At 62.9% G+C, this 26,355-nt stretch carries 25 protein-coding genes; 14 read left to right on the forward strand and 11 right to left on the reverse strand.

Annotation, left to right across the window (positions count from 1 at the left end):
* Nucleotides 1–29: 29 nt before the first annotated feature.
* The gene (locus ACLEJP_RS06065) at nt 30–701 is read right to left on the reverse strand and encodes a methionine ABC transporter permease (protein ID WP_011531522.1); all 672 of its coding nucleotides are present in this window, start codon (nt 699–701) and stop codon (nt 30–32) included.
* Nucleotides 701–1,708, reverse strand: a complete 1,008-nt coding sequence (locus tag ACLEJP_RS06070) for a methionine ABC transporter ATP-binding protein (RefSeq protein WP_225779886.1) — start codon at nt 1,706–1,708, stop codon at nt 701–703. The genes ACLEJP_RS06065 and ACLEJP_RS06070 overlap by 1 nt, the downstream gene beginning before the upstream one ends.
* A gap of 224 nt (nt 1,709–1,932) precedes the next feature.
* On the opposite strand from ACLEJP_RS06070, the gene katE reads away from it, so the two are divergent.
* Complete coding sequence (katE, locus tag ACLEJP_RS06075; RefSeq protein ID WP_440804909.1) at nt 1,933–4,068, forward strand: catalase HPII; 2,136 nt, start codon at nt 1,933–1,935, stop codon at nt 4,066–4,068.
* A 103-nt stretch (nt 4,069–4,171) separates the two neighbouring features.
* On the opposite strand, the gene ACLEJP_RS06080 is transcribed toward katE, so the two are convergent.
* The 4 genes from ACLEJP_RS06080 to zur all read right to left on the reverse strand — a co-directional run bounded on the left by ACLEJP_RS06080 (nt 4,172) and on the right by zur (nt 7,040).
* The gene (locus ACLEJP_RS06080) at nt 4,172–4,879 is read right to left on the reverse strand and encodes a PA5502 family lipoprotein (protein ID WP_296235103.1); all 708 of its coding nucleotides are present in this window, start codon (nt 4,877–4,879) and stop codon (nt 4,172–4,174) included.
* 127 nt (nt 4,880–5,006) lie between these two features.
* Complete coding sequence (znuB, locus tag ACLEJP_RS06085; protein ID WP_440804911.1) at nt 5,007–5,789, reverse strand: zinc ABC transporter permease subunit ZnuB; 783 nt, start codon at nt 5,787–5,789, stop codon at nt 5,007–5,009.
* Nucleotides 5,782–6,558, reverse strand: coding sequence for a zinc ABC transporter ATP-binding protein ZnuC (znuC, locus tag ACLEJP_RS06090; RefSeq protein ID WP_170027669.1), 777 nt, complete (start codon nt 6,556–6,558; stop codon nt 5,782–5,784). The genes znuB and znuC overlap by 8 nt, the downstream gene beginning before the upstream one ends.
* Entirely contained in the window at nt 6,555–7,040 is a 486-nt protein-coding gene (gene zur / locus ACLEJP_RS06095; protein ID WP_289128873.1) for a zinc uptake transcriptional repressor Zur, read from the reverse strand. The genes znuC and zur overlap by 4 nt, the downstream gene beginning before the upstream one ends.
* Nucleotides 7,041–7,058: 18 nt before the next feature.
* Between zur and ACLEJP_RS06100 the strand changes: the two genes are divergently transcribed.
* A complete protein-coding gene (locus tag ACLEJP_RS06100; protein WP_440804913.1) occupies nt 7,059–8,015 on the forward strand; it encodes a zinc ABC transporter substrate-binding protein in 957 nt (318 codons plus the stop codon).
* A gap of 49 nt (nt 8,016–8,064) precedes the next feature.
* Here ACLEJP_RS06100 and ACLEJP_RS06105 read toward each other — a convergent pair whose 3' ends face one another.
* Nucleotides 8,065–9,015 carry a homoserine kinase gene (locus ACLEJP_RS06105; RefSeq protein ID WP_440804914.1) on the reverse strand — a complete coding sequence of 317 codons (951 nt, stop codon included), beginning with the start codon at nt 9,013–9,015 and terminating at the stop codon, nt 8,065–8,067.
* Between the two features lie 69 nt (nt 9,016–9,084).
* Nucleotides 9,085–9,372 (reverse strand): DUF2782 domain-containing protein, encoded by a 288-nt coding sequence (locus tag ACLEJP_RS06110; protein WP_015268476.1) that lies wholly within the window; start codon nt 9,370–9,372, stop codon nt 9,085–9,087.
* 75 nt (nt 9,373–9,447) lie between these two features.
* Here ACLEJP_RS06110 and polA point away from each other — a divergent pair, with 75 nt between their 5' ends.
* The gene (polA, locus tag ACLEJP_RS06115; RefSeq protein WP_440804916.1) at nt 9,448–12,195 is read left to right on the forward strand and encodes a DNA polymerase I; all 2,748 of its coding nucleotides are present in this window, start codon (nt 9,448–9,450) and stop codon (nt 12,193–12,195) included.
* 428 nt (nt 12,196–12,623) lie between these two features.
* Here polA and yihA read toward each other — a convergent pair whose 3' ends face one another.
* Nucleotides 12,624–13,256: a ribosome biogenesis GTP-binding protein YihA/YsxC gene (yihA, locus tag ACLEJP_RS06120; protein ID WP_019099202.1), complete on the reverse strand. Its 633-nt coding sequence runs from the start codon at nt 13,254–13,256 to the stop codon at nt 12,624–12,626.
* Nucleotides 13,257–13,457: 201 nt separating this feature from the next.
* On the opposite strand from yihA, the gene ACLEJP_RS06125 reads away from it, so the two are divergent.
* The 7 genes from ACLEJP_RS06125 to ACLEJP_RS06155 all read left to right on the forward strand — a co-directional run bounded on the left by ACLEJP_RS06125 (nt 13,458) and on the right by ACLEJP_RS06155 (nt 20,660).
* Nucleotides 13,458–13,760: a c-type cytochrome gene (locus ACLEJP_RS06125; RefSeq protein ID WP_440804917.1), complete on the forward strand. Its 303-nt coding sequence runs from the start codon at nt 13,458–13,460 to the stop codon at nt 13,758–13,760.
* Nucleotides 13,761–13,791: 31 nt separating this feature from the next.
* Nucleotides 13,792–14,409, forward strand: a complete 618-nt coding sequence (locus ACLEJP_RS06130; protein ID WP_170027685.1) for a c-type cytochrome — start codon at nt 13,792–13,794, stop codon at nt 14,407–14,409.
* 211 nt (nt 14,410–14,620) lie between these two features.
* Entirely contained in the window at nt 14,621–15,253 is a 633-nt protein-coding gene (gene dsbA / locus ACLEJP_RS06135; RefSeq protein ID WP_225779897.1) for a thiol:disulfide interchange protein DsbA, read from the forward strand.
* Between the two features lie 11 nt (nt 15,254–15,264).
* Nucleotides 15,265–16,119 carry an endonuclease/exonuclease/phosphatase family protein gene (locus ACLEJP_RS06140; RefSeq protein ID WP_289128858.1) on the forward strand — a complete coding sequence of 285 codons (855 nt, stop codon included), beginning with the start codon at nt 15,265–15,267 and terminating at the stop codon, nt 16,117–16,119.
* 27 nt (nt 16,120–16,146) lie between these two features.
* Nucleotides 16,147–18,090 (forward strand): diguanylate cyclase, encoded by a 1,944-nt coding sequence (locus ACLEJP_RS06145; RefSeq protein ID WP_440804919.1) that lies wholly within the window; start codon nt 16,147–16,149, stop codon nt 18,088–18,090.
* Between the two features lie 80 nt (nt 18,091–18,170).
* The gene (locus ACLEJP_RS06150) at nt 18,171–18,959 is read left to right on the forward strand and encodes an N-acetylmuramoyl-L-alanine amidase (protein WP_440804921.1); all 789 of its coding nucleotides are present in this window, start codon (nt 18,171–18,173) and stop codon (nt 18,957–18,959) included.
* Nucleotides 18,960–19,058: 99 nt separating this feature from the next.
* Nucleotides 19,059–20,660 (forward strand): EAL domain-containing protein, encoded by a 1,602-nt coding sequence (locus ACLEJP_RS06155; protein ID WP_440804922.1) that lies wholly within the window; start codon nt 19,059–19,061, stop codon nt 20,658–20,660.
* Here the strand turns inward: ACLEJP_RS06155 and ACLEJP_RS06160 are convergent.
* A complete protein-coding gene (locus tag ACLEJP_RS06160) occupies nt 20,639–22,420 on the reverse strand; it encodes a KinB sensor domain-containing domain (protein ID WP_440804923.1) in 1,782 nt (593 codons plus the stop codon). The two genes, ACLEJP_RS06155 and ACLEJP_RS06160, sit on opposite strands and share 22 nt — an antisense overlap.
* Entirely contained in the window at nt 22,417–23,763 is a 1,347-nt protein-coding gene (algB, locus tag ACLEJP_RS06165; protein ID WP_440804925.1) for a sigma-54-dependent response regulator transcription factor AlgB, read from the reverse strand. The genes ACLEJP_RS06160 and algB overlap by 4 nt, the downstream gene beginning before the upstream one ends.
* Before the next feature lie 213 nt (nt 23,764–23,976).
* Here algB and ACLEJP_RS06170 point away from each other — a divergent pair, with 213 nt between their 5' ends.
* The 4 genes from ACLEJP_RS06170 to ACLEJP_RS06185 all read left to right on the forward strand — a co-directional run bounded on the left by ACLEJP_RS06170 (nt 23,977) and on the right by ACLEJP_RS06185 (nt 25,944).
* The gene (locus tag ACLEJP_RS06170; RefSeq protein ID WP_440804926.1) at nt 23,977–24,798 is read left to right on the forward strand and encodes a BON domain-containing protein; all 822 of its coding nucleotides are present in this window, start codon (nt 23,977–23,979) and stop codon (nt 24,796–24,798) included.
* 178 nt (nt 24,799–24,976) lie between these two features.
* Complete coding sequence (locus ACLEJP_RS06175) at nt 24,977–25,267, forward strand: hypothetical protein (protein WP_440804927.1); 291 nt, start codon at nt 24,977–24,979, stop codon at nt 25,265–25,267.
* A 42-nt stretch (nt 25,268–25,309) separates the two neighbouring features.
* Nucleotides 25,310–25,471, forward strand: coding sequence for a DUF1328 domain-containing protein (locus tag ACLEJP_RS06180; protein WP_003252966.1), 162 nt, complete (start codon nt 25,310–25,312; stop codon nt 25,469–25,471).
* 2 nt (nt 25,472–25,473) lie between these two features.
* Nucleotides 25,474–25,944, forward strand: a complete 471-nt coding sequence (locus ACLEJP_RS06185) for an inhibitor of vertebrate lysozyme family protein (protein WP_440804928.1) — start codon at nt 25,474–25,476, stop codon at nt 25,942–25,944.
* Nucleotides 25,945–26,355 lie beyond the last annotated feature (411 nt).

Raw genomic sequence — 26,355 nt, forward strand, 5'->3', positions numbered from 1 at the left:
ACGGGTCGGCCAGGCCGACCCCATTGGGGTTATTTACGGGAAAAATGCACGACCAGTTTGTCGCCCACGCTTTGCAGTACTTGAACCAGTACCAGCAGCAGAACCACGGTTACCACCATCACATCGGTCTGGAAACGCTGGTAACCGAAGCGGATGGCCAGGTCGCCCAGGCCGCCGGCACCCACCACGCCGGCCATGGCGGTGTACGACACCAGGGTGATGGCGGTCACGGTAATGGCCGCGAAGATGCCCGGGCGGGCCTCCGGCAGCAATGCGTTGGTGATGATCTGGCGGGTGGTGGCGCCCATCGACTGGGTGGCTTCGATGATGCCGCGGTCTACTTCACGCAAGGCAGTTTCCACCAGGCGTGCGAAGAACGGTGTGGCACCGACGACCAGCGGCGGGATGGCACCCGCGACGCCCAGCGAAGTGCCGGTGATCAGCACGGTGATCGGGATCATCACGATCAACAGGATGATGAACGGCAGCGAACGCAGAATGTTCACGACCAGCGACAGCAATGCATAAACGCCCTTCTGCTCGAACATCTGCCTGGGCCCGCAGAGGAACAGCAGCACGCCCAGCGGCAAGCCCAGCAGCACGGTGAAGAACAGCGAGCCGAACAGCATGATCATGGTGTCGACGGTGGCCAGCCAGATTTCGGCCCAGTCGACGTTGGCGAAGAAATTCAGGGCGTCCATCAACGCAGTACCTCCATATGTACGTCAGCTGCCTTGAAGCGGGTGAACGCCGCTTCCATGTCACCGCCGATCAGGGCGAGGGTCAGCTGGCCATAGGGCACGTCCTTGATGCGGTCGATGCGCCCGGCGAGGATGCTGTAGTCCACGCCGGTCTCGCGGGCGACGGTGCCCAGCAGCGGCGCGTAGGTGGCATCGCCCTGGAAGGTCAGGCGTACGATGCGTCCTGGCACGTGGGCGAAGTCGTCGCGTTGCTCACCCTCGTCGACCTGCTCGTCTTCCTGGACAAAGCGCTTGGTGGTCGGGTGCTGCGGGTGCAGGAACACCTCGGCTACCGGGCCTTGCTCGACGATCTGGCCGGCATCCATCACCGCCACGCGGTCGCAGACCCGGCGGATCACGTCCATTTCGTGGGTGATCAGCACGATGGTCAGCTTCAGCTCGCGGTTGATCTCGGCCAGCAATTGCAGGACCGAGGCCGTGGTCTGCGGGTCGAGGGCGCTGGTGGCCTCGTCGCACAACAGGATTTTCGGGTTGGTGGACAAGGCGCGGGCGATGCCGACGCGCTGCTTCTGGCCACCGGACAGTTGTGCCGGGTACTTCCTGGCGTGGTCGGAAAGGCCGACCCGGGCCAGCAGCTCGGTGACCCGCTTGTCGATCTCGCTGCGCGACAGTTCGCCCGCCAGGGTCAGCGGCAGGCCGACGTTGTCGGCGACAGTCTTGGAGGCCAGCAGGTTGAAGTGCTGGAAAATCATCCCGACCTGCTGGCGGAAGCCGCGCAACTGGTTGGCGTTGAACGCGGTGACGTCTTCGCCGTCGACGATGATCTTGCCGCCGGAAGGCTCTTCCAGGCGGTTGATCAGGCGCAGCATGGTGCTCTTGCCGGCGCCGGAATGGCCGATCAGGCCGAACACCTGGCCATTCTCGATGGTCAGGGTGGTCGGATTCAGTGCGGGAATTTCCCTACCGGCAACGCGGTAGGTCTTGTGTACCTGTTGGAACTCGATCACGTAGCGAACCTTGTGGGGCGCATGGAAATTGGGGTCAGCGGTTGGCTGGGGTCGCGCATTTTAGCCTTTTCCAATAACTGTTCTTAGCATTTATTTCGTATTGCACCAATCCTTCGGGCATATCGCGACAACCGGTAAAGTCAATTGAACGCAACCAAGCGGCCTCCAGTCACTACTTGAACATGCCCTGCAGGGCAGCCTGAAGACGGATGAGGAGAGCCACGATGCCCAGCAAGAAGACGGATTCGCCAAAACACAGCCAGCTCGCCGGCACCGACACGCCAGACCGCGCCAACACCAATGCCAAGCTGCAAAGCCTGGAGGACGTGCGCAGTGACGCCACCGGCCAGGCGCTGCGTACCAATCAGGGCGTGCGCATCGCTGACAACCAGAACACCCTGAAGGCTGGCGACCGTGGCCCCTCGCTGCTCGAAGACTTCATCATGCGCGAGAAGATCACCCATTTTGACCACGAGCGTATTCCGGAGCGCATCGTGCATGCCCGAGGGACCGGGGCGCATGGTTACTTTCAGAGCTATGGCGATCACGCAGCACTGACCAAGGCAGGCTTCTTGCGCGACCCAGCAAGAATCACCCCCGTTTTCGTGCGCTTTTCCACGGTGCAGGGCCCGCGGGGGTCGGCCGACACGGTGCGTGACGTGCGCGGTTTTGCGGTGAAGTTCTACACCGATGAAGGCAATTTCGACCTGGTGGGCAACAACATGCCGGTGTTCTTCATCCAGGATGCGATCAAGTTCCCGGATTTCGTCCACGCCGTGAAGCCGGAGCCGCACAACGAGATTCCCACCGGTGCCTCGGCCCACGACACCTTCTGGGATTTCGTCTCGCTGGTACCGGAGTCGGCCCATATGGTGATGTGGGCAATGTCGGACCGCGCGATTCCACGCAGCCTGCGCATGATGGAAGGGTTCGGCGTGCATACCTTCCGCCTGATCAACGAACAGGGCGTGGCCAGTTTCGTCAAGTTCCACTGGAAACCGCGTCAGGGCGTGCATTCGCTGCTGTGGGACGAAGCGCAGAAGCTGGCCGGGAAAGACCCCGACTTCCAGCGCCGCGACCTGTGGGAAGCCATCGAAACGGGCGACTACCCAGAGTGGGAACTGGGCGTGCAGATCGTGCCGGAGGCCGACGAGCACAAGTTTGACTTCGACTTGCTGGACCCGACCAAGATCATCCCGGAAGAACTGGTCCCGGTTACGCCGCTGGGCAAGATGGTGCTGAACCGCAACCCGGACAACTTCTTTGCCGAAGTGGAACAGGTGGCGTTCTGCCCGGGCCATATCGTGCCTGGCATCGACTTCACCAATGACCCGTTGCTGCAGGGCCGGCTGTTCTCCTACACCGACACCCAGCTCAGCCGCCTGGGCGGGCCGAATTTCCACCAGATCCCGATCAACCGCCCGGTTGCCCCCAACCACAACAACCAGCGCGATGCCTTGCACCAGCATGTGGTGCACAAGGGGCGCGCCTCGTACGAGCCAAACTCCATCGATGGTGGCTGGCCGAAAGAAACCCCGCCTGCTGCGCAGGATGGCGGTTTCGAGAGCTACCAGGAGCGCATCGATGCTCACAAGATCCGCCAGCGCAGCGAATCGTTCAGCGACCATTTTTCCCAGGCGCGGCTGTTCTTCCAGAGCATGAGCCCGACCGAGCAGCAGCATATCATCAAGGCCTACAGCTTCGAGCTGGGCAAGGTCGAGCGTGAGGCGATCCGGGCGCGGGAAGTGAACGAAATCCTGGCCAACATCGACCTGAAGCTGGCGGCGGCGGTGGCGGCAAACCTCGGCCTGCCCGCACCGGCGGCGGGTACCGTGCAGGTGAAGGGTAGCCAGCTGGCCCAGTCGCCCGCGCTGAGCCAGCTGAATCACCCCGGTGTGGTCGGTATCAAGGGGCGCAAGATCGCAGTACTGGTGGCGGATGGCGTGGACGCCGGTAGTGTCGACCGGCTGGTGAAGGCACTGGAGGCGCACAGTGCCCGGCCGCTGCTGCTGGGGCCGACTTCAGCGCCGGTGAAAGCGGCGGATGGCACGCAGTTGCCGGTCGCTGCTTCGATGGAAGGCATGCCATCGATCATGTTCGACGGGATTGTCGTACCGGGTGGCAAGGCCTCGACCGATGCGCTTGCAGCCAGCGGGTTGGCCAAGCATTTCCTGCTCGAGGGTTACAAGCATCTGAAGGCCATGGTGCTGACCGGGGAGCTGTCTGGCAGCCTGGGCCTCAAGGAAGACAAGGGCTTGCTGCTGGGGGATGACCAGAGTGCGGTGGATGCCTTCGTCAAAGCGGTCGAGGGGCATCGGGTGTGGGAGCGGGAGGTGGCTGCGGAGGCTGTACCGGCCTGACGCTGTGCAGCCCATCGCGGCACAAGGCCGGTGCTATAGAGGACCGCATTGCTCTGCAGGAGCGGCCTTGTGTCGCGAAAGGGGCGCGAAGCGCCCCTGCTTTTCAACGCTGATGCGGAACCAGAACCACTTGCGCCGGCAGCGCGCGCTGGATCTCATGCTTCTGCTTCAGCTCGAACCCGCTGTCGATCTTGCGTACGCGTTTCTCCAGCAGGGTTTTCAGCCAAGGCCCATCCTCGGTACGCGGCACCTGGAACACCACGTCACACTGGTAGCTGACCACGTCGGCGGCGATATCATCCAGCTGGCGGCGCATGGCGCGGCTGTCGGTCGTCTTCAAGGCCACCACAGTGCTGGGCGCGGCCGGGTCGATGATGCGTGCCTTGGGCTTGGCTTCGGCGGCCTTCAACGCTGCCTCGGCTTTCTCCAGCTCGGCTTTGCGGGCCTGGGTAACGGCATCGCCACCGGTGACTGCTGGGGCTTGCGGCATCAGCGCGCGGGCGCGTGCCAAGGCGGTGGCCGCAGCGTTCACATCGCCTTTTTGCAAGAAGACCTGGCTGCGCTGCAGGTAGGCTTCGGCCAGCTGGCGCTGGTATTGCTCCAGGCGCGCGTCATCCGGCGACTGGGCCTGCAGAGCGGCCAGCTGGTCTTCGGCGGTTGCCAGCTCGTTGCTGGCGATGTTCTGTTGCAACTGCTGCCAGGCATCGGCTTGGGCAGGTACGGCGGCCTGTTCGACCGGCGCGCTGGAACAGGCAGCCAGGAACAGGGAAAACGCGGCAACAAGCAGATAACGGGAGGCGAACGGCTTCATTCCTGCGACTCTCTATTTGCGCAAAAAGCGAGCAAGTCTACACCCAGGTGCGCACGCTCGAAAACAAGTCTTACAGACCCTTTACGTGCGAAAAGGTTGCAGGGCGCGCCTTCACACGCCCTGTTTTTCAGCGTTTGGGCAGGGCCAGGCTCAGCAAGAATAGCACCGCCGCACAAACCACGATCGACGGGCCGGCAGGGGTATCCTTGAACCAGGACATGGCCAGCCCACCGCATACCGCAGTCACGCCCAGCAGGCTCGCGCCGAGGGCCATCTGCTCCGGGGAGCGGGCGTGGCGCTGTGCCGCAGCGGCGGGGATGATCAACAGCGAGGTGATCAGCAACACGCCGACGATCTTCATGGCCACGGCGATCACTACCGCGATCAGCAGCATCAGCGCCATGCGCAGACCGGCTACGGGCAGGCCTTCGACCATGGCCAGCTCTTCGTGCACGGTGATGGCCAGCAGCGGCCGCCAGAGCAGGGCGAGCAGCGCCAGGACCAGCACGCTGCCGCCGAGGATCCAGGCCAGGTCGGTGGTGCTGATGGCCAGCAGGTCGCCGAACAGATAAGCCATCAGGTCGATGCGCACGTCATGCATGAAACTCAGCACCACAAGGCCCAGCGACAGGGTGCTGGGGGCGAGGATGCCGAGCAGGGTGTCGGAGGCCAGCGGCTGGCGTTGCTGCAAGGTGACCAGCAGGATTGCCAGCAGCAGGCAGCCCACGGTTACCGCCAGCGCCGGGCTGACGTCCAAAGCAAAGCCCAGGGCTACACCGAGCAGGGCGGCGTGAGACAGGGTGTCGCCAAAATAGGCCATGCGCCGCCACACCACGAAGGAGCCCAGCGGGCCAGCCACCAGCGCCAGGGACAAACCGGCAAGCAGGGCGTAGAGAAGAAAATCAGCCATGCTTGCAGTGCGCTCCGTGAACATGGGTGCCAGGGGCGACCACCGAGCCGTGCAGGTCGTGGCTGTGGTCGTGATGATGGTGGTAGATGGCCAGGCTGGGTGCGGCGGCCTGGCCGAACAGCTCGACGAACGCCGGGTCGCCGCTGACTTGCTCGGGGTGGCCTGAACAGCAGACGTGGCGGTTCAGGCACACCACCTGGTCGGTGGCGCTCATGACCAGGTGCAGGTCGTGGGAAACCATCAGCACGCCACAGCCGTGGCGGTCGCGCAAGCGGGTAATGAGGTTGTACAGCTCGGCCTGGCCGACCACGTCGACGCCCTGCACCGGCTCGTCGAGCACCAGTAGCTGGGGTTCGCGCAGCAAGGCACGGGCCAGCAGCACGCGCTGCATCTCACCGCCCGAAATGGTCTGGATCGGGCTGTCGATGACCTGCTCGGCACCCACTTCCTGCAGTGCCGACAAGGCGGCCGCGCGGTCTACCCCGGGAACCAGGCGCAGGAAGCGCAGCACTGACAGCGGCAATGTGGCATCCACCTGGATTTTCTGCGGCATGTAGCCGATGCGCAGCTTCGGTTTGCGCCATACCTTGCCATGATGCGGTTTGAGCAAACCGAGCACGGCACGCACCAGGGTGGTCTTGCCCGCGCCGTTCGGGCCGATCAGGGTAACGATCTGGCCGGGCGCGACCGACAGGTCGATGCTGTCGAGCACCGCCTCGCCGCCGAAGGTGACGCCGACCTGCTCCAGGCGGATCAGTGCATCGCTCATGCCGCGCTCCGGCAGTTGCCGCACAGGCCGACCACTTCCACGGTCTGGCTCTCGACCGTGAAGCTTACGCCTTTGGCGCTGTCGACGATGGCTTGGCTGATGCTGTCCTGCTCCAGTTCGATGGCCACATGGCAAGCCCGGCAGATCAGGAACTGGCCCTGATGCACGTGCTCGGGGTGGCTGCAGCCGATGAAGGCGTTGAGCGAGGCGATGCGGTGTACCAGGCCGTTTTCCAGGAGGAAATCCAGCGCACGGTACACCGTGGGTGGTGCGGCGCGGCGGCCATCCTGCTCGCTGAGCACGGCGAGGATGTCGTAGGCACCCAGCGGCTTGTGGCTTTGCCACACCAGTTCCAGCACGCGGCGGCGCAGCGCGGTCAGGCGCAGGCCCTGGCGGGTGCACAAGGCGTCGGCTTCAGCCAGTGCGCTGTGCACGCAATGGGAATGGTCGTGAGGGCGGTTGGCCAGCGGCGTGATGGACATGGGCAGCGACGGTTCTGGATGGAGACGTTATTATGTTACCTGTTTCTGACGAATCGAGTACTCACCGTGTCCCGATTACTAGCCCTGTTTGTCGCTTTCATCGCATTTTCCGCCCAGGCCGACGTGCGCGTGCTGACCACCATCAAGCCGCTGCAGCAGATTGCCGCCGCGGTGCAGGACGGGCTCGGCAGCCCTGAGGCTTTGCTGCCGCCGGGGGCATCGCCGCACCACTATGCACTGCGCCCGTCGGATGTTCGGCGGGTGGCGGACGCTGACCTGCTGTACTGGATCGGCCCGGACATGGAGAACTTCCTGCCACGGGTGTTGGGCAATCGCAGCAAGCCCACGGTGGCCGTACAGTCGCTGCCAGGCATGAAGCTGCGTCATTTTGGCGAAGACAGCCAGTCCCATGAAGAGGAAGACCACGACGATCATGACCACGACCACCGTCCAGGCAGCCTGGACGCGCACTTGTGGCTATCGTCGGTCAATGCACGGGTAATCGCTGCGAAAATGGCTGCGGATTTGGCGCAGGTCGACCCGGCCAATGCCGCGCGCTACCAAAGCAACCTGAAGGCCTTCGATGAACGCCTGGACGCTCTGGACGGACGGATCAAGGCGCGGGTGGCCGGCATTGCCGGCAAGCCGTACTTCGTGTTCCACGAAGCGTTCGATTATTTCGAAGCCGAGTACGGCCTGAAGCATACCGGGGTGTTCACCGTGGCAGCCGAGGTGCAGCCCGGCGCGCAGCACGTGGCCGCCATGCGCAAGCGCCTGCAGGAAGTAGGCAAGACCTGTGTCTTCAGCGAACCGCCGTTGCGGCCACGCCTGGCCGAGACGCTGGTTGCCGGCCTGCCGGTGCGCCTGGCCGAGCTGGATGCCCTGGGCGGTAGCGACCCGGTGGATGGCAAGGGTTATGAGCGTTTGCTGGAAAAGCTGGGGGGCGACCTGGCCGGGTGCCTGGAACAGCTGTAAGCCTGTCCCGGCTGCTTTGCGGGCATGCCCGCGCAGCAGCCGGCGCGCTCTAGAGGGCGAATGGCAGGTGCAAGGCCACCTGCTGGCGCTGCGCCAGGCGCACTTCGAACTCGCTCGGGTCGTGGATCATCACATCCATTCCGGCAAACGACTCGGCGGCAATCAGGCGCGACAGCCAGAAGCGCACGCACCCTACCCGCAACATTTCCGGCCACAGCTCAGCCTCGGCAGCAGTGAACGGCCGCAACGCCGCGTATGCGGCCAGCAGCGCCTGGGCGCGCGGTACATCCACAGCGCCGTGCTCATCCAGGCACCAGTCGTTCACGGTGATGGCGATGTCATACAGCATCGGCCCGGAACAGGCATTGTAGAAGTCGATCACACCAGTCAGGTGGGTGCCTTCGAACATCACGTTGTCGCGGAACAGGTCGGCATGCAGGTTGGCGCGTGGCAGGGCCAGAATCTGCGCCTTGTGTGCGCGAATTTCAGCCAGTGCCGGTTGCAGCAGCGCGGCTTGCTCGGCGGTCAGGCGCGGCAGCAGTTCGGCACCTGAGGCCAGCATCCAGTCCAGGCCACGGTCGGTACGGCGCTCGATGATGTGCTCGCGGGTAGCCAGGTGAATGTGCGCCAGCAATTCGCCTACCTGGGCGCAGTGCTGGGCGTTCGGTACCTTGATGTGCTTGCCCGACAGCCGTGGCTGCAGCAGTGCCGGCTTGCCACACAGTTCACGCAGGCCGTTGCCGTGGCGGTCCCGTATCGCATAGGGCACTGGCATGTCGGCGGCGTGCAGGGTGTCGAGCAGCTCGATGAAGAACGGCATGTCCTCGCTGGGCCCGCGCTCGATCAGCGTCAGGACGAACTCCCCCTGTTCGAGGCTGACGAAGAAATTGCTGTTCTCGGTGCCGGCGGCGATGCCCTGGAAGTCGAGCAGACGGCCCAGCTCGTACGGCGCCAGAAAGGTTTCCAGCTCAGGCCGGGTCACGGGGGTGAAGACTGACATGATGAAAAGTTGCCCATACGGGCACTTCCGCCGGGAAGTGCCAGGTTGATGTGAACGGTGCGCGTCAGATTACCACTCGAAGATCTTCCAGGACGGAATCAGCATGTCCGGCTGGTCGGATCGAATGAAATTGCCATCAGAGCCATCGGCGCGTACCAGGAAATAAGGCTTGCCGTTTTTCGGCGTGATCTTGATCGCATACAGGAACCCGTTCTGCCGGTACTCCTGGATGGTTTTGTCGCCTTCCGTGCGAATGGTCACCTCGGGATCGGCCGAGGGGGCGTCTTCCGCCGCCAGGGTGACGACAGGCATGGTTGCCAACAGACCGAGCAGTAACAGGCGATTGAGTGTACGCATGATAACCTTGTCCCTTTGTCGTCAATGATTCTGGCTATTCTAGCGCCGGACCCGTCGAAAAGGTTGATTCTGCTCATGAGCCAAGCGCCCCTCGTCCTGGTGGACGGTTCCTCCTACCTGTACCGCGCCTTCCATGCGCTGCCGCCGTTGACCACCTCCAAGGGCATGCCGACCGGCGCGGTGAAAGGGGTGCTGAACATGCTCAAGAGCCTGCGCAAGCAATACCCCGACAGCCCGTTCGCGGTGGTATTCGACGCCAAGGGCGGCACCTTCCGCGACGCCATGTTCGCCGAGTACAAGGCCAACCGCCCGAGCATGCCGGACGACCTGCGCTTGCAGATCGAGCCGTTGCACGCCAGCGTCAAGGCGCTGGGCTACCCGCTGCTGTGCGTCGAGGGTGTCGAGGCCGACGACGTGATCGGTACTTTGGCGCGCAGCAGTGCGGCCCTCGGACGCCCGGTGATCATCTCGACCGGTGACAAGGACATGGCGCAGCTGGTGGACGGGCACATTACCCTGGTCAACACCATGACCGGAAGCGTGCTGGACGTCGCTGGCGTGCACGAGAAATTTGGCGTCGGCCCGGAACACATCATCGATTTCCTGGCCCTGATGGGTGACAAGGTCGACAACATTCCCGGCGTACCGGGCGTGGGCGAAAAAACCGCGGTGGGCTTGCTGACCGGCATCGGCGGTGGGCTCAGCGACCTCTATGCCAACCTGGACAAGGTACCGACGCTGGCCATTCGCGGTGCCAAGACCTTGCCGGCCAAGCTCGAGGAGCACCGCGACGCAGCGTTCCTGTCGTATGAACTGGCCACCATCAAGGTCGACGTACCGCTGGATATCGAAGTCGATGCCCTGGTATGCGGCGAGCCTGACCGCGAAGCGCTGCTGGCGCTGTACACCGAAATGGAGTTCAAGAGCTGGATTGCCGAAGTGCAGCGCGACGCGGCCGAGGCCGGTGACAATATCGCATCGATCGCCGAACCGGTGGCCAAGGTCGAGGCCAGGTACGAAACCATCCTCGACCCGGCCCGATTCGAATTCTGGCTGGAGAAGCTGCGCCAGGCACCGCTGTTCGCGTTCGACACCGAGACCACCAGCCTGGATGCCCAGCAGGCGCAACTGGTTGGCTTGTCGTTCGCCGTCGAGCCGCATGAAGCGGCCTATGTGCCGCTGGCCCATGATTACGAAGGTGCACCGGCGCAGCTGGACCGCGAGACCGTGCTGCTGGCACTCAAACCGTTGCTCGAAGACCCGGCCAAGGCCAAGGTCGGGCAGAACGCCAAGTACGATATCAACATCCTCGCCAACGGCTCGCCGGCCATCGAGATGCGCGGTGTGGCCTACGACACCATGCTCGAGTCGTATGTGCTGAACTCCACGGCCACCCGTCACGACATGGATAGCCTGGCGCAGAAGTACCTCGACCACACCACCATCGCCTTCGAGGACATCGCTGGCAAAGGTGCCAAGCAGCTGACCTTCAACCAGATCCACCTGGACAAGGCCGGCCCCTACGCCGCCGAGGACGCCGACATCACCCTGCGCCTGCACCAGGCGTTGCAGGCGCGCCTGGCACAGACGCCGAGCGTGCAACCGGTATTGATGGACATCGAGATGCCGCTGGTGCCAGTACTGGCCAGGATCGAGCGCCAGGGTGCGCTGGTCGATGCTGCGCTGCTGCGGGAGCAAAGTGGTGAACTGGGGGTGAAGATGGCCGAACTGGAGCAGCGCGCCTATGAGCTCGCCGGTGAGGAGTTCAATCTTGGTTCACCCAAGCAGCTGGGCGCGATCCTCTACGACAAGCTGGGCATGCCGGTACTGAGCAAGACCACCAAGGGCCAGCCGTCCACAGCGGAAGCGGTGCTCGACGAACTGGCCGAGCAAGGCTACCCGTTGCCCGAGGTACTGATGCAGTACCGCAGCCTGAGCAAGCTCAAGAGTACCTACACGGACAAGCTGCCAGGGCAGATCAACCCGCGCACCGGGCGTATCCATACCTCGTACCAGCAGGCGGTGGCGGCTACCGGCCGGCTGTCCTCGAGCGACCCGAACCTGCAGAACATTCCAATCCGGACCGCTGAAGGGCGGCGAATTCGCCAAGCCTTCGTCGCCAGCCCGGGCTACAAGTTGCTGGCCGCCGACTACTCGCAGATCGAGCTGCGCATCATGGCCCATCTGGCCAAGGACGAAGGCTTGCTGCATGCCTTCCGCAACAACCTGGACGTGCACCGCGCCACAGCGGCGGAAGTGTTCGGCGTGGCCTTGGAAGACGTCACCAACGACCAGCGCCGCAGTGCCAAGGCCATCAACTTCGGCCTGATCTATGGCATGAGCGCGTTTGGCCTGGCCAAGCAGATCGGCGTAGACCGCAAGCAGTCGCAGGACTACATCGACCGCTATTTCGCTCGCTACCCGGGCGTGCTGGCCTACATGGAGCGCACCCGCGCCCAGGCCGCCGAGCAAGGCTTCGTCGAAACCCTGTTTGGTCGCCGCCTGTACCTGCCGGATATCAATGCCAAGAACCCGGCCTTGCGCAAAGGTGCCGAGCGCACCGCGATCAACGCGCCAATGCAGGGCACTGCGGCGGACATCATCAAGCGGGCCATGGTGAATGTGGATAACTGGCTGGACCAAAGCGGCCTGGATGCGCGAGTGATCCTTCAGGTTCACGACGAACTGGTGCTGGAGGTGCGCGAGGACCTGGTAGGCCAGGTTAAAGATGAAATTCGCCAGCACATGAGCCAGGCGGCGCAGCTGGATGTGCCGCTGCTGGTCGAGGCAGGCGTTGGCGCGAATTGGGACGAAGCTCACTGATCACGCAGGCAAGGCTGGCAGGATCTGCGCTGTAGTGTCGCGGATCCTGGCATCGCTCAGCGCCGTTGATGCTGAAGCTTCATGAAACTATCGCAAATAGTTTCCAGGGCTCCGGAACTAAACCGGTGAAGCGCAACTCAGAGTAACTGAATGGCTGGTGAAGCCTTTCGATGCTCCTATGTTGTGTTAAGTGTTGGCAGATATCTGGACCCCGCCCTAGCGGTCCGGACTTGGACCCCGAACTTCCCCCTCCCCATACGAAGTCCGGGGTTTTTTTTGCCCGAAATTTGGCCTGAGTCTGGTGAAGAACGCTGTGGGAGCGGGCGGGCCCGCGAACCTGGGCGAAGCCCAGGCCATGCTCCGCGCTGAATTCTTCGCGGGCTCGCCCGCTCCCACGTTAATGTCCCCCAGAGGGGACGAAGCAGGCCTCAAGCTACTGGCTTGTCTTCCAGCTCCATCCAGTCTGCGAGCACCCGATAGGCGTCTTCCACGCCCAGCCGCTTGGGTGCCGAGAACAGCTGGATGGTCACGCCATCGCCCCAGCCCTTGCGAATTTCCGACTGCACCTTGAGCAGAGTGTTCTTGCCCGCGCCGTGGGTCAGCTTGTCGGCCTTGGTCAGCAGGATGTGCATCGGCATGCTGCTGGCCTTGGCCCAGTCGAGCATCATCTTGTCGAAGTCGGTCATCGGGTGGCGTACGTCCATCATCAGGATGACGCCACGCAGGCATTCACGGCTGCCCAGGTAGGCTTCCAGGTGTTTCTGCCAATGTTGCTTCAGCGGAATCGGCACTTTTGCATAACCGTAGCCCGGCAGGTCGACCAAACGCCGTTCATCGTCCAGACTGAAGAAATTCAACAGCTGGGTGCGCCCGGGGGTTTTCGAGGTACGCGCCAGGCTGGCATGAGTCAGGGTATTGAGGGCGCTGGACTTGCCGGCATTTGAGCGGCCGGCGAAAGCCACCTCGTAACCCTGGTCGTCCGGGCATTGTTCGACCTTGGCGGCGCTGAGGGCGAATTTGGCTTTCTGGCAGAGGCCGAGGATGGGGTTCTTGACTTGCATGGGATATCCGATGTGGGTGTTGCCTGACTCTATAGGCCCGAGCCGGGCAAGCGGTGTCGTTTCCGTTTGGATGGCGGAAGTATATAATGCCCCAGTTTTTGTGTGCTCATTCTCCCAGCGAAGGGGAACGGGCATGGGGTGTCGAACAATAGCTCGCGCAACAGAACGCAGCGCGGCCCCCAACCCTGAAGGTCGTTCCGCATGGCGAAATGGCTGCTTGCTGTCGGTATGTTCCTGCCGTTTTTCAGCGCACAGGCTACACAGGATCCCGAGGTGTTGTACAACCGCACGTGTGCGGCCTGTCACGCCGGGCAGTTGCCACAGGCACCCAGGCAGGGTGACCGGGCAGCATGGGAGCCAAGGCTGGCGCAAGGCATGGAGGTACTGGTGACGCACGTGACCCAGGGTTTCAAGGCTATGCCGCCGCGTGGATTGTGCATGGACTGCAGTGCCGAGGACTACCGTTTGGTCATCCTTTGGATGAGCGGCAGTCCCGATACATAACATTTCACCCTTAGCCGTGTTGGATTAGCTGATGAACAAACTAGTCGTGAGTCTGCTGTTGACCCTGGGTGTCGCAGGTGCGGCCACTGCTGCGCAACCCATCAAAGGCGATGCTGCCGCCGGCCAGGCCAAGACCGCCGTCTGTGGCGCCTGCCACAACCCCGACGGCAACAGCCTGGCACCGAACTTCCCGAAACTGGCCGGCCAGGGCCAGCGCTACCTCGAAAAGCAGCTGCACGATATCAAGTCGGGCAAGCGCACCGTGCTGGAAATGACCGGTATGCTGGCCAATTTCAACGACCAGGACCTGGCTGATATCGCCGCCTATTTCTCCAGCCAGAAAGGCAGCGTCGGCGCTGCCGATCCCAAGCTCGTCGAGCGTGGCCGTGCGCTGTTCAACGGCGGCGACCTGGAGAAAGGCATGCCAGCCTGCACCGGCTGCCACTCGCCCAACGGCGCAGGCATCGCCCTGGCCGGCTTCCCGCACCTCGGCGGCCAGCATGCGCAATATGTAACCAAGCAGCTCACTGATTTCCGTGAAGGCAACCGTACCAACGATGGCGATGCGATGACCATGCGCACCATTGCCGGCAAGCTGAGCAACCACGACATCGAGGCGTTGGCCAGCTACATCCAGGGCCTGCATTGAGGTGCGGGGCGGCCTTGTGTCGTGATGGCGCACGGCCGCTGCCGCCCGGCGCACCGTTAACCTGCCGTTAATGTTGTAGGCCAATGCTTAAAGGGCGGCCGGACCGCCCTTTTTTCAGTCCGCAGCCGTTACACTACAGAACTCGAGCCCTTCCCGGCCTGTCACAGTGCAGGTCGCGCCGGTGCGACCCATGACTGCTCAGGAGTAAAGCATGCGTAAACTGATTCTCAGCGCTGCGCTGGTCGCCGCCAGCGTATTTGGTATGACTGCCGTTCAGGCCGCCGAGCCTGTAGCCGGCAAGGAATACATCGAGCTGAGCAACCCTGTTCCGGTTTCCGTGCCTGGCAAGATCGAAGTGGTCGAGTTGTTCTGGTACGGCTGCCCACACTGCTACCACTTCGAACCAACCATCAACCCCTGGGCCGAAAAACTGCCCAAGGATGTCAACTTCAAGCGCGTACCCGCCATGTTCGGTGGCCCATGGGATGCGCACGGCCAGATGTTCCTGACCCTCGAAGCCATGGGCGTCGAGCACAAGGTGCACGCGGCAGTGTTCGACGCTATCCAGAACCAGCGCAAGCGCCTGACCGATCCGCAGGATATGGCCGACTTCCTTGCCACCCAGGGCGTGGACAAGGACAAGTTCCTCGCCACTTTCAACTCGTTCGCCATCAAGGGCCAGGTCAACCAGGCCAAGGAGCTGGCCAAGAAGTACGAAATCACCGGCGTACCGAGCATGGTTGTCAACGGCAAGTACCGCTTTGACCTGGGTACCGCCGGCGGGCCTGAAGGCGTACTGAACGTTGCCGACCAGTTGATCGCCAAGGAGCGCGCCGCCAAGTAGGCGGCGTAACCATGCCCCGCTTCAGATCCACGCGTGGCATTGGCCTGCACCAGCCGCAGGTCAACGAACATCACTTGCACGCCCCTGGCCTGCCGGAAGATGGTCGCTTGCGGCTACTCAGTTTCAACATCCAGGTGGGCATCAGCACCGAGCGCTATCGGCATTACCTGACCCGCAGCTGGCAGCACCTGCTGCCGCACCACGGCCGTGCCGGCAATTTGCAGAAGATCGGCAAGCTGCTGGGCGACTTCGACCTGGTGGCGTTGCAGGAGGCCGATGGTGGCAGCCTGCGTTCGGGCTATGTCAACCAGGTCGAGCACCTCGCCCACCTGGGCGCCTTCCCCTACTGGTATCAGCAACTCAACCGCAACCTTGGGCGTTTCGCCCAGCACAGCAATGGCGTGCTCAGTCGTCTGAAGCCACAGTTGCTCGAGGATCATCCATTACCCGGCCCGGCCGGGCGCGGTGCGATCCTGGTGCGTTTTGGCGAGGGTGAAGACGCGCTGATCGTGGTGATGATGCATCTGGCCCTCGGCGCCAAGACCCGCGCGTTGCAGCTGGGCTACATTCGCGAGCTGATCGGCGGCTATCGTCACCAGGTCCTGATGGGCGACATGAATACCCATGCCACCGACCTGCTGGAGCACTCGCCGCTGCGCGACCTGGGCCTGGTTGCACCGCAAGTCGAGGCCACCTTCCCGAGCTGGCGGCCACAGCGTTGTCTGGACCACATCCTGCTCAGCCCAAGCCTCACGCTGGAACGTGTCGAGGTGCTGGCACAGCCGATTTCAGATCACCTACCCGTTGCAGTCGAGATTCGATTGCCTGATGCATTGACTGTGGATACGCTGCCGGTCCCAAGCTAATTGCCATCACCGTTTGCGGACCCGGGCATGACTGAAGACGCTGAGCGCTGGAAAGAAAAATACCTGAAAAGCATCGAGCAGCAGGAAAAGCTCGAGCGCCGTTGGGAAGCCCGTCTCGACTTGCTGCGTCGCGGCCTGGTCCGCAGCACCCTGGCTGCCGAGGGCAGTGACAAGGTGGTGGACCAGTGCATGAAGGAAATGCGCGAGGTCATCCGCAGCGACAACATGGACGCTGGCCTTGCCGGCCTGATTCCGCGCCTGGAGAAAGCGGTACTGGATTCCGAGCAGCGTCGGGAAACCCGCATGAACCAGGTCGGTGACGCGCTGACCGCTCTGGTTGGCCAACTGCAAGGCCTGCCGTTGCCAAACGATGTCTCCAGGCCGCTGAAGAAACTGGCGAAGAAGCTCGAAGGTGGGGTTGCCCAGTCACGCGATCTGCCACCGTTGCTGGGCGAACTGAGCGGCCTGCAGGGCCGTGCGCTGTCCGCCCTGGGCAAGCGCGGTGAAGAGTCCCGGCCGGGGTTGCTGCAGCGCTTGTTCGGCAGCCGTGAGGACGACACGCAAGGCGAGCCGACACCTGTTTCGACAGTGTTACCTGTGGCAGCCACGCAGCCCCAGGCGTCTAGTGGCGATCTTGAAGCCCCGCAGGCCGATGATGTGGATGCGTTGCAGCCGCTGCAAAACCTTTCAGCCGCTGTTGACGAGGCGCCTGCAACGCCCGAGCCGCTGCTGGAGGTAGCTGGCCCGGCGCTGATCGAAACGGCTGAAATAGCCCCAGCCCCGCTACCGCAGCCAGCGACGGATGACGCACCCGTGGCGCAAGCTGTCGACAGCGAGCCCCAGGCTGAAGCGCAACCACCACAGGCAGTTGAAGCTGCCTTCGAAGAAGACGGCCCTTATGCCCTGCCCTACGCGGTAGAGCCGCCGTACAGCCAGGTGGCGGCGCACATCGAGCAAACCCTGATCGGCCTGCTCGATGACCTCAGCCTGCCCGAGCGGCACAAGGCGCAGGCACTGGAGATGCGCGAACGGGTCGCCCGCGGCTTGAACTGGTATGAGTTGATCCCGGTGCTGGATGACCTGGCCGTGCTCATGCTGGCGATCACCGACAGCGGCCAGCATGAATTCGAAACCTACCTGCAGCAGCTGAACGAGCGCCTGGAAGGCTTCCAGAGCCACCTGCACGAAGCCAGCGTCGGCCACGCCGACAACAGTTCCGCAGCTCGTGAGCTGGATACCCAGCTGCGGGAGCACGTCGACGGGCTGCAGAGCAGTGTGCTGGGCGCCGCTGACGTCGACAGCCTCAAGCACATCCTGGATAACCGCCTCGAAGGCCTGTTGGTGACCATGGACCAGCACAAGCTCGAGCGCGATCGCCGCGAGCAAGAGTTGGCAGGGCGCCTGCAAGGGCTGTCGGAGCGGGTGGCGAACATGGAGCAGGAGGCGCTCGGCTACCGCGAGCATCTGGAGGAGCAGCGGCAGAAAGCCTTGCTCGACCCGCTTACCGGCCTGCCAAACCGTGCGGCCTGGAGCGAGCGGGTCGAACGTGAAACGATCGACTGGCAGGAAAACGGCGGCCACCTGGCGATGGCAATCCTCGACCTGGACCATTTCAAGCGCATCAACGACAGCTACGGGCACCTGGCAGGGGACAAGGTATTGAAGATTGTCGCCGACCAGTTGCGCAAACGCTTGAGCGGCCACGAGTTCATCGCCCGTTTTGGTGGCGAGGAGTTTGTTCTGTTGCTACCGCATGCCTCGCCGGCAGCGGCCGCCAAGGTGGCCGAGGTGCTGCGTGCCACGGTTGAGGCCTGCCCGTTCCACTTCAAGGGCGAACGGGTGGTGATCACCACCTCCATCGGCCTCAGTGCGTTCCGCGCCGGGGAGCGTGGCGACCAGGTGCTCAAGCGCGCCGATGCGGCGCTGTACCGGGCCAAGGAACTGGGGCGCAATCGGGTCGAGCAGGCTTAGCCGTTTGCTGCTGACTCGCGGCAAGCACGGCGCTCGGGGAGCACGTTATACTGTAGCGCTCATTCGCTGAGGCCACTGACGTGCTTTCCACGCTTAAAAGAACGCTGATTTCCTTCTTGCTGTTGTCTGTTGCCGGTTGCTCGACGGGCTTGCGCATCGACCGTAGCCATCCTTCGGCCAATCAGGACAACCGTATCCAGTTCGTTGTCCTGCACTACACCAATGCCTCGCTGGAGCGGTCCCTGGCCTTGCTGACCCATGGCGAAGTCAGCAGCCACTACCTGATTGGTGACGGCCCGGGCACGGTTTACCAGCTGGTGGACGAAAGCCGGCGCGCCTGGCATGCAGGGGACAGCCAGTGGCAGGGCCGGACTTGGCTGAATTCGTCTTCCATTGGTATCGAAATCGTCAACCCGGGTTTCACCGATACGCCGAATGGCCGGGTCTGGCACCCCTACAGCGAAGCGCAGATCCAGTCGTTGATCGCGCTGCTCAAGGACATCGTGAAACGTAACAACATCGAGCCACGACACATCATTGGCCACAGCGACATCGCACCGCTGCGCAAACTGGACCCAGGGCCGCTGTTCCCCTGGAAACGCCTGGCCGATGCCGGTTTGGGTATCTGGCCGGATGCCAATGCAGTGGCGCGGCAGCAGGCCTATTTCAATGTCAACCCACCGAGCGTCAGCTGGTATCAACAGGAACTGGCGCGGTTTGGCTACGCGATCGAGCAAACCGGGGTGCTGGACGTTGCCACCCGCCATGTGATCGCCGCCTTCCAGATGCGTTTCCGCCCGCAGCGTTTCGATGGCATGCCCGATGCCCAGACGGCGGCGATGCTGCAGGTGCTCAATCGCATGCGTTAAGGCTGCGCGAAGGATGCTACGGGTTTGATCGAGGCGCCAAACGGCAAGGGTGATTCCTGATCCAGTTGCTATACCTTAGTAATCAACTGGATGCCTTCGATGCCAGCCTTCATCGTCTTGCTGCGCCAAATTTTTTACCATCCCTGGATGCTGGCCATAATGGCCGCATTGGCCAGTGCCGCACTGTTGCTGTCCGCCAGCATCGGCATCGCCTTGCAGCAGATGAAGCAAAGCGAGAGCGCACAGATGAATGCCCAGGGCGAGCGCTTTCTCGAGCGTCTCGAGCAGGTGTTCGGCCAGTTGCGTGAAGGGGTTGACCTGTTGCAGGCGCAGCCTTTGCGCGGTTGCAGCGCGGCGATGCTCACGGCATTGCAGCAGGTCAGTCTGGGTTCGCGCTTCATTTATGAGGCAGCATACGTGGACGGTGACATCGCCTGTTCCAGCCGCGGTGACGAGCGGCCCTTCGAACCCTTGCGTGCGCCTGACATCCAGGGCCCGACCTACAGTTATTGGCTGAACACCACGACCGAGCCGAACGAGAACCTGGCCGCGCTGATGCTGGGGCGAGGCAAGTTCGTGGTGTCCACCTCGCGTGGGCACCTCACCGATGTGGTCGACCTGCCCCCGGGCGGCAGCCTGGTGGTGGTCCTGGACAATGGCGCCCGGGCCATCCCGGTATTGGGCCCGCCACAGGTGTGGCCGCCACCCTCGGCCTGGTCGGCAAGCCACAAGTCCCTGCTGGAACTCAGCGACCGGCTGATCTATCGCATGCCGACCAAGTCACCGGACTACCAACTGGTGCTGATCGCCCCACGGGCAAAACTGCCGTTGAAGATGAACGGCATGCTCTGGCTGCTGTTTCCCGGCAGCGTGCTGGCCGCCTGCTGCATCGGCTGGCTGGTGCTGCAACTGATCCTGCAAAAGCGGTCAATGAGTTCGGAGCTGCAGAATGCCTTGCGCCGTGGCGAGTTGCAGGTGCTCTACCAGCCGATCTTCGAACTCGACACCCGCCGTTGCGTGGGGGCCGAGGCGCTGGTGCGCTGGCGCCGCCCGGACGGGACGCTGACCAGCCCGGACCTGTTCATTCCGCTGGCGGAGAACACCGGGCAGATTCGCCAGATTACCGACTTTGTCCTGCAACGCGTGCTGGAACAGCTAGGGCAACTGCTGCGCTCGCACCCCAACTTGTACATTTCGGTAAACCTGGCGGCCTGCGATGTGATGGTGCCGCGGATTGGCCGGGTGGCAGCACGCCTGTTGGCCTTGCACAAAGTGGCGGCCAGCCAGATTGCTTTCGAGGTGACCGAACGCGGCCTGATCGATGTGGTGGTGGCCCGCGATAACCTGCAGGCGCTGCGGGCGGTGGGGCATCAGGTGCTGATTGACGATTTTGGCACCGGTTATTCCAGCCTGGCCTACCTGCAGACCCTGCCGGTGGACTGCCTGAAGATCGACAAGGCGTTCATCGATGCCCTGGGGCATGATGCTGCCAGCAGTGGCGTTGCCCCGCATATCATCCGCATGGCTCATGACCTGCATCTGCGGGTGATTGCCGAAGGTATCGAGTGTGAAGACCAGGCGGTGCTGCTCAGCAGCGAAGGGGTCCATTATGGCCAGGGCTGGCTGTTCGCACGGCCGTTGAATGCCCGGCAGTTCGCCGAGTTGGTGGCCCGAGGGCATCACACCGGCAGCGCCATGTAGAACTGGGTGCCCTGCCCCGGCCTGGAAAATACCCCCATGCGCCCGCCATGCAGTTGCACGATTTCCTTGCACAACGCCAGCCCCAGCCCCGCGCCGCCTTTCTTGCGGCCTACCTGCACGAAGGGCTCGAAGATGCGCCCCTGCTGGCCATAGGCAATGCCCTCGCCGTTATCCTCGACACTGACGATCACCCGTTCCGCGTGGCGTCGCGCATGCAGGCGGATTCGCCCGCCACTGGCGGTATGGCGGATGGCGTTGTGCAGCAGGTTGTCCAGTACCCGGTCAAGCTGGGTGACGTCCGCCTGAATGCGTGGTAGTGGCGGTTCCAGCTCCCTGATCAGCTCGATCTGTTTGTGTGCCGCCTGCTCGGCAAAGCGCAGCTGGGCGCGTTCAAGCAGCTCATCGATGGCGCACGGGGCCAGTTCGAGCTTTTGCAGCCCGCTCTGGTAGCGGCTGAAATTGAGCAGATCATTTATCAACTGGGTCAGGCGCTGCATTTCCTCGCCAATGGTTTCCAGCAAGTCATGCTCACGGGCCTCTGGCGGAAACTTGAGGCGCTCGCGCAACAGGCCGAACGCCATGTGCATGCCGGTTACCGGGGTACGTAACTCGTGCGAGGCGCGCAGGACGAACTCGCTGCGTACGCGCTCGAAGGCCCGCTGCTCGGTGACATCATGCAACACCATTACCGCGCCAAGGATCGGCCCTTGCGGGTGGCTGACCGGTGTCAGGCTGTAGGTGAGCAGGCGGGTTTCGTCATCGACCTCAATATTCAGGTCGTCTGGCGGGCGGTCGAGGTTGCCCCCGCGCAGTACCTGGCGTAGCTGTTGTTCCAGTTCCGGGCGTTGCAAGGCCTCGGCCAGGCTGCTTCCGACCCGGCTGTCGGCCCAGCCCAACTGGCGCTGGGCCACAGGGTTGAGGTGCTCCAGGCGGCCTTGGCGGTCAATGATCAACAGGCCATCGTCGATGCTGTCCAGGACGGCCTGCAGGCGCTGCTGGCCGGCCAGCAGCTCATCGACGTTGGTGGCCTGGTGTTTGCGCAAGGCTTCGGCCATCAGGCCGAAGCGGCGGGTCAGCTGGTTCAGTTCGGCGGCCTGGGTAACTGGCAGGGTCACGTCGAAATTGCCCTTGCCAAGCTGGTCGGCCGCTTGGGCCAGGGCTTCGATCGGCTGGCCGAAGCGCCGTGCGATGTTATGCGCGGTGACGAAGCCGAGAGCCAGCACAACCAGCCCCATCATGCCCATCATGCCGCTGATCAGCAGGGCGTGGTCGCGGGTGCGTTCTTCACTGCGGGTGATATGTTCCAGGGCCTGTTTGTGAGAGTCGATCAGGTCGCTGCGCACCTGGTTGAAGGCGGCACCCAACGGTTGCTCCGCTCCCATGCTGCGGGCAGGTGCGGTGCTTTCTCGGTAGGCCTGGAGGAAGGCCTGGTAATTACTGCTGGCCTTGCTGAAGCTGGTACGCTCGCCGCCTTGCTCCAAGGCCTGGTTGAGCAGGGTCTGGAAGTCCTCCTGCAGCAACCGCAGGCTCTCTGGGGTGGTGTCCTCGTCAAGGATGAGGGTCAGCTGTTCGCCGAGGTTCTGGCGCAACTTCAGCCCGACCTCCAGGACATGGGTGGTGTCGCGCACCAGTTGCTGTTGCACCGTAGCCATCTGCAGCACGCTGACCAACCCCAGCAGCAGGCCCAGCAGCGCCACGGTAACCAGCGCCGAGATACTGAGGAAGAGCCGCGTGCGCAGCTTCATGGGCGGCCACTTCATAGATTGTACTGCTTGCGCTTGCGATACAGGGTGGAGGCATCGATCCCGAGGGTCTTGGCAGCCTGGTCCAGGGTATCGCTGGCCGCCAGCACTGCGCCGATGTGAGCGCGCTCCAGTTCATCCAGGCTCAGGGCGGCGCCAACGCGTGGGGTGTTGCCCGCAGGCTGCTCGCCCATGCCCAGGTGGCTGACTTCCACGCGTTCCTGCGGGCAGATGATACTGGCCCGCTCTACCACGTTGCGCAGTTCACGAATGTTGCCAGGCCAGCGATAGTTGAGCAGCGCCGCCCGGGCTTCGTCACTGAAACCTCGGGCGGGTCGGGAGTACTCCTTGACGAAGCGGGCGAGGAAGCGGTCGGCCAGGGTCAGGATGTCTTCACTGCGCTCGCGCAGCGGCGGCAGGTGCAGGGTGATGACGTTCAGGCGGTACAGCAAGTCTTCGCGGAAGCGGCTTTCGCGCACCATCTCTTCGAGGTTGAGGTTGGTGGCGGCCAGGATACGCACATCGGCACGGCGGGTGACCGGGTCGCCGACACGTTCGTATTCCTTGTCCTGAATGAAGCGCAGCAGCTTGGGCTGCAAGGTCAGCGGGAAATCGCCGATCTCGTCGAGGAACAAAGTACCGCCGTCGGCCTGGTTGACCCGCCCGAGGGTGCTCTCGCTGGCACCGGTGAACGCGCCGCGAGTGTGACCGAACAGCTCGCTCTCCATCAACTCGGCATTCAGCGACGGGCAATTGATGGTCACGCAGGCTTTGCGCGCCCGCTTGCTCCAGCCATGGATGGCTCGGGCAAGTTCGCCCTTACCGGTACCGGACTCACCCAGAATGAGGATGTTGGCGTCGGTGGTGGCAACCTGCCGGGCGGTTTCCAGCACTGCCATCATGGCCGGGCTGTGCGAGTCGAGGCCGTCCTTGGGCTTGCGCATTTCACCTTCAAGGGCCTCGAGGCGGGCCGACAGCTGGCGCACTTCCAGCTGCTTGGCGGTAGCCAGGCGCAGTTGGTCGGGGCTGCACGGTTTCACCAGATAGTCGGCAGCACCGGCCTGGATCGCGTCCACCGCCGTGTCGATCGCCGAGTGTGCGGTCACGATCACCACTCGCATCCAGGGGGCCTGGATACGCATCTGGGCCAGCACGTCGAGGCCGTTGTCTTCGCCCAGGCGCAAATCAAGGAAGCACAGGTCGAATACCTGCCGCTGCAACAGGCTTTCGGCCTGCGCCGCGCTGTTGGCCGTGGCCACGCTGTAGCCTTCGTCCTCCAGGCAGTAGCGGAAGGTGCGCAGGATCGCCGACTCGTCATCCACCAGCAGAATGCGGCCTTGATTGTCCTGAGCTGATTCCATGTCCTGCGCTCCTTAGGGATAGGTCTTCAAATTAGTGTGGGAAAAATCGGGCAAATTGCATGGTCAATTCTGAAGGAATCGGACCTTTGCATGCTAGCCAATGGCCAATCAATGGCCACAGGCCGCGCTATTCCAGTGATTTGCTTAGAGGTCGCGGATGGCACATTGGTTGCGATGATTTTCAGTATTTGCCTACAGAAAGGAGGCATTGCCATGACTTTTTACCTGCGGACCGCCGTGTTGGCAGCTGCCTTGCTGCCAGCGTTCTCCCCGGCATTTGCCGACCCCGTTCAGGACGCGCGTCTCGAAGGCGCGTTACAAACGGCGCTGTCGTTGAACCGAATGCTCGACCTGTTCCGTATCGAGGTCGAGGTGGATGGCAAGCAGGCGCGGCTTTCCGGTGAGGTGGAGAATGACGTCGAACGCCAACTGGCCGAGCATATCGCCTTGGCCACTCGTGGAATCGAAAAGGTGGACAACCAGCTGCGGGTCAACGCCCAACTGGTGGAGCGCCCGCTCGAATTGCGTGCCTACGCCCAGCGTCTGGAGGACGCCACACTGGCGGCGGTAATCCGTGCCCGGCTGCTGTGGAGCCGGACCACCGAGAACGCCCCTATAGATGTGCAAAGCAGTGAGGGGGTGGTCACCCTGCGGGGCCGGGTCGACAGTGCCGAAGCCAAGGAACTCGCCGGCGTGGTAGCGCGTACCACCGACGGTGTGCAACTGGTCAACAACCTGGTCAGCCTGGATTCCGCAGCCATGGCCAAGGCCGGGGAAGCCCCCGTGGGCCTGCCGACCGGCCCGCAACCGAGCGACAGCTGGATCATCGACAAGATCCAGAACAGCTACCGCTTCAGCCGCAACCTGGACGGCCTTAACCTCAAGGTAGCCAGTGACGAGGGCCTGGTGCGGCTGGCGGGCGAGGTGGTCAGCAGCGAGCAGAAAACCATTGCCGTCGAGATTGCCCGGCAGATCGTGGGTGTGCGTGGCGTCGACGCAGACTTGCTCAAGGTGGCCACCAAGGTAGAAGGCTGAACGATCGTGCAATTCGCACGACTGCAAGGATGGCATCGTGCAGGATACGTGCTTGGATGGTATGGATGATGTGAATAACTCATTGAATTAAAAGGAGTTTATCGAATATCGAAAGCTGGCATGCAGGCTGCAATTACCTGTTCAGGTTTGAACAAAAATTACAGCAGGAGGAGCCGGCATGAACCGTCAATCCGTCAAACGCTCGCAGAACGCCGCACTGCCCCTGCGCCAGGTGCTGACACTGGGTATGGCGCTGCTGCTGACCCTGGCGGCCGGCCTCTTCTACTACAGCTGGCAGACCGCGCGCCTGGCCGAGCAAGTGGCGGCCCAGACCGCCCTGTTGACCCAGATCCAGGCGACCCGTGCCAATACCTTGGTCAGGGCCACCGACCCGGTGTCTGCTGGCCGGGACAAAGCTTCACCGGCCACTGTGGAAACTGTCGTGCCGCAGGATCGCTGGGTCTTCTGACCCAGGGATCGGACCGATTTCGAAAAAGAAAGGAGAACCATCATGCTGAGCTGGGCTATCACTTTCCTCATCATCGCCATTGTCGCCGCAGTACTGGGCTTCGGTGGTATCGCAGGCGCTGCCACCGGTATCGCGAAGATTCTCTTCATCGTCTTCCTGGTGCTGTTCGTAGCCTCCTTCTTCTTTGGACGTGGACGAGGTTAAAGATGGGCCGGAAGCGTTGGACAGCCCTGGCTGCCGCCGGGTTACTAGGCGGCAGTGCAGCGGCGATGGCGGCCAATGACGGCCAGTTCCGGGTCGACCAGCTGCTCGGCTCGGACCCCGAGTACCGGGAAACCTGGCAGGACGCAATCAAAGGCGAGGAACGCCTGCCCGATTGGGTGGTCAATCTGACCGGCAGTTCCCAGCAGCAGATGTCGGCCGTGACCGAGGATGGTGACAAGTATCTGGTCGGTCCGTTGTGCGAACGGCAGGACAACTGCACCTACAAGCGCCTGATCGTGGCGTTCAGCTGGGACAAGGACGATGCCTACGGGATGCTCGTCGAAGTGCCCGAGGGCTTGCCCAAGGACAAGTCGCCTACCCGCCACGCCCAGTATCGCTGGCTGGGCAAGCCGGATGACGGCATGAAGGCGATGCTGCAAGAGCAGCTCAAGCGTGACCCGAACTGGTACTGAGCTTGCTGCGGTACGGGTGCAAGGTCATGCACTGTCACGTAACGGAAGCCGAACCTTTCTATAGTTCGGCCTTCCAAGATGCGCCGCCCCGAGGAGGGGCAGCACATGACCAGGGGGCCGGGCTGTTCTGATTGCTACTGGATCGGAGTGGCCTAGGGGTACAGGGAGTGCCTCCAGCAATGGGCCGGGTCAGGAAAGGCGGAATCGGAAGCATCAGGTCGGCGGTGCCACAGGGTACCTGGCCAGACCTGGCTTCCGAGGAGCCATGCCATCCCTTCCCTGTACGACCAGCCTTTCGAGACACATTTTGTTTCGACCGTACATCATTTTTTCTCGACCAGTCTGGCCTTCGCCCAGGTGGCATTTACGCCATTCGGATAGTCGAACAAGCCATCTTTTCTGCGCTTTAGA

Origin of the sequence: Pseudomonas sp. SMV7 (genome assembly GCF_052041995.1) — a bacterium.
GTDB lineage: Bacteria > Pseudomonadota > Gammaproteobacteria > Pseudomonadales > Pseudomonadaceae > Aquipseudomonas.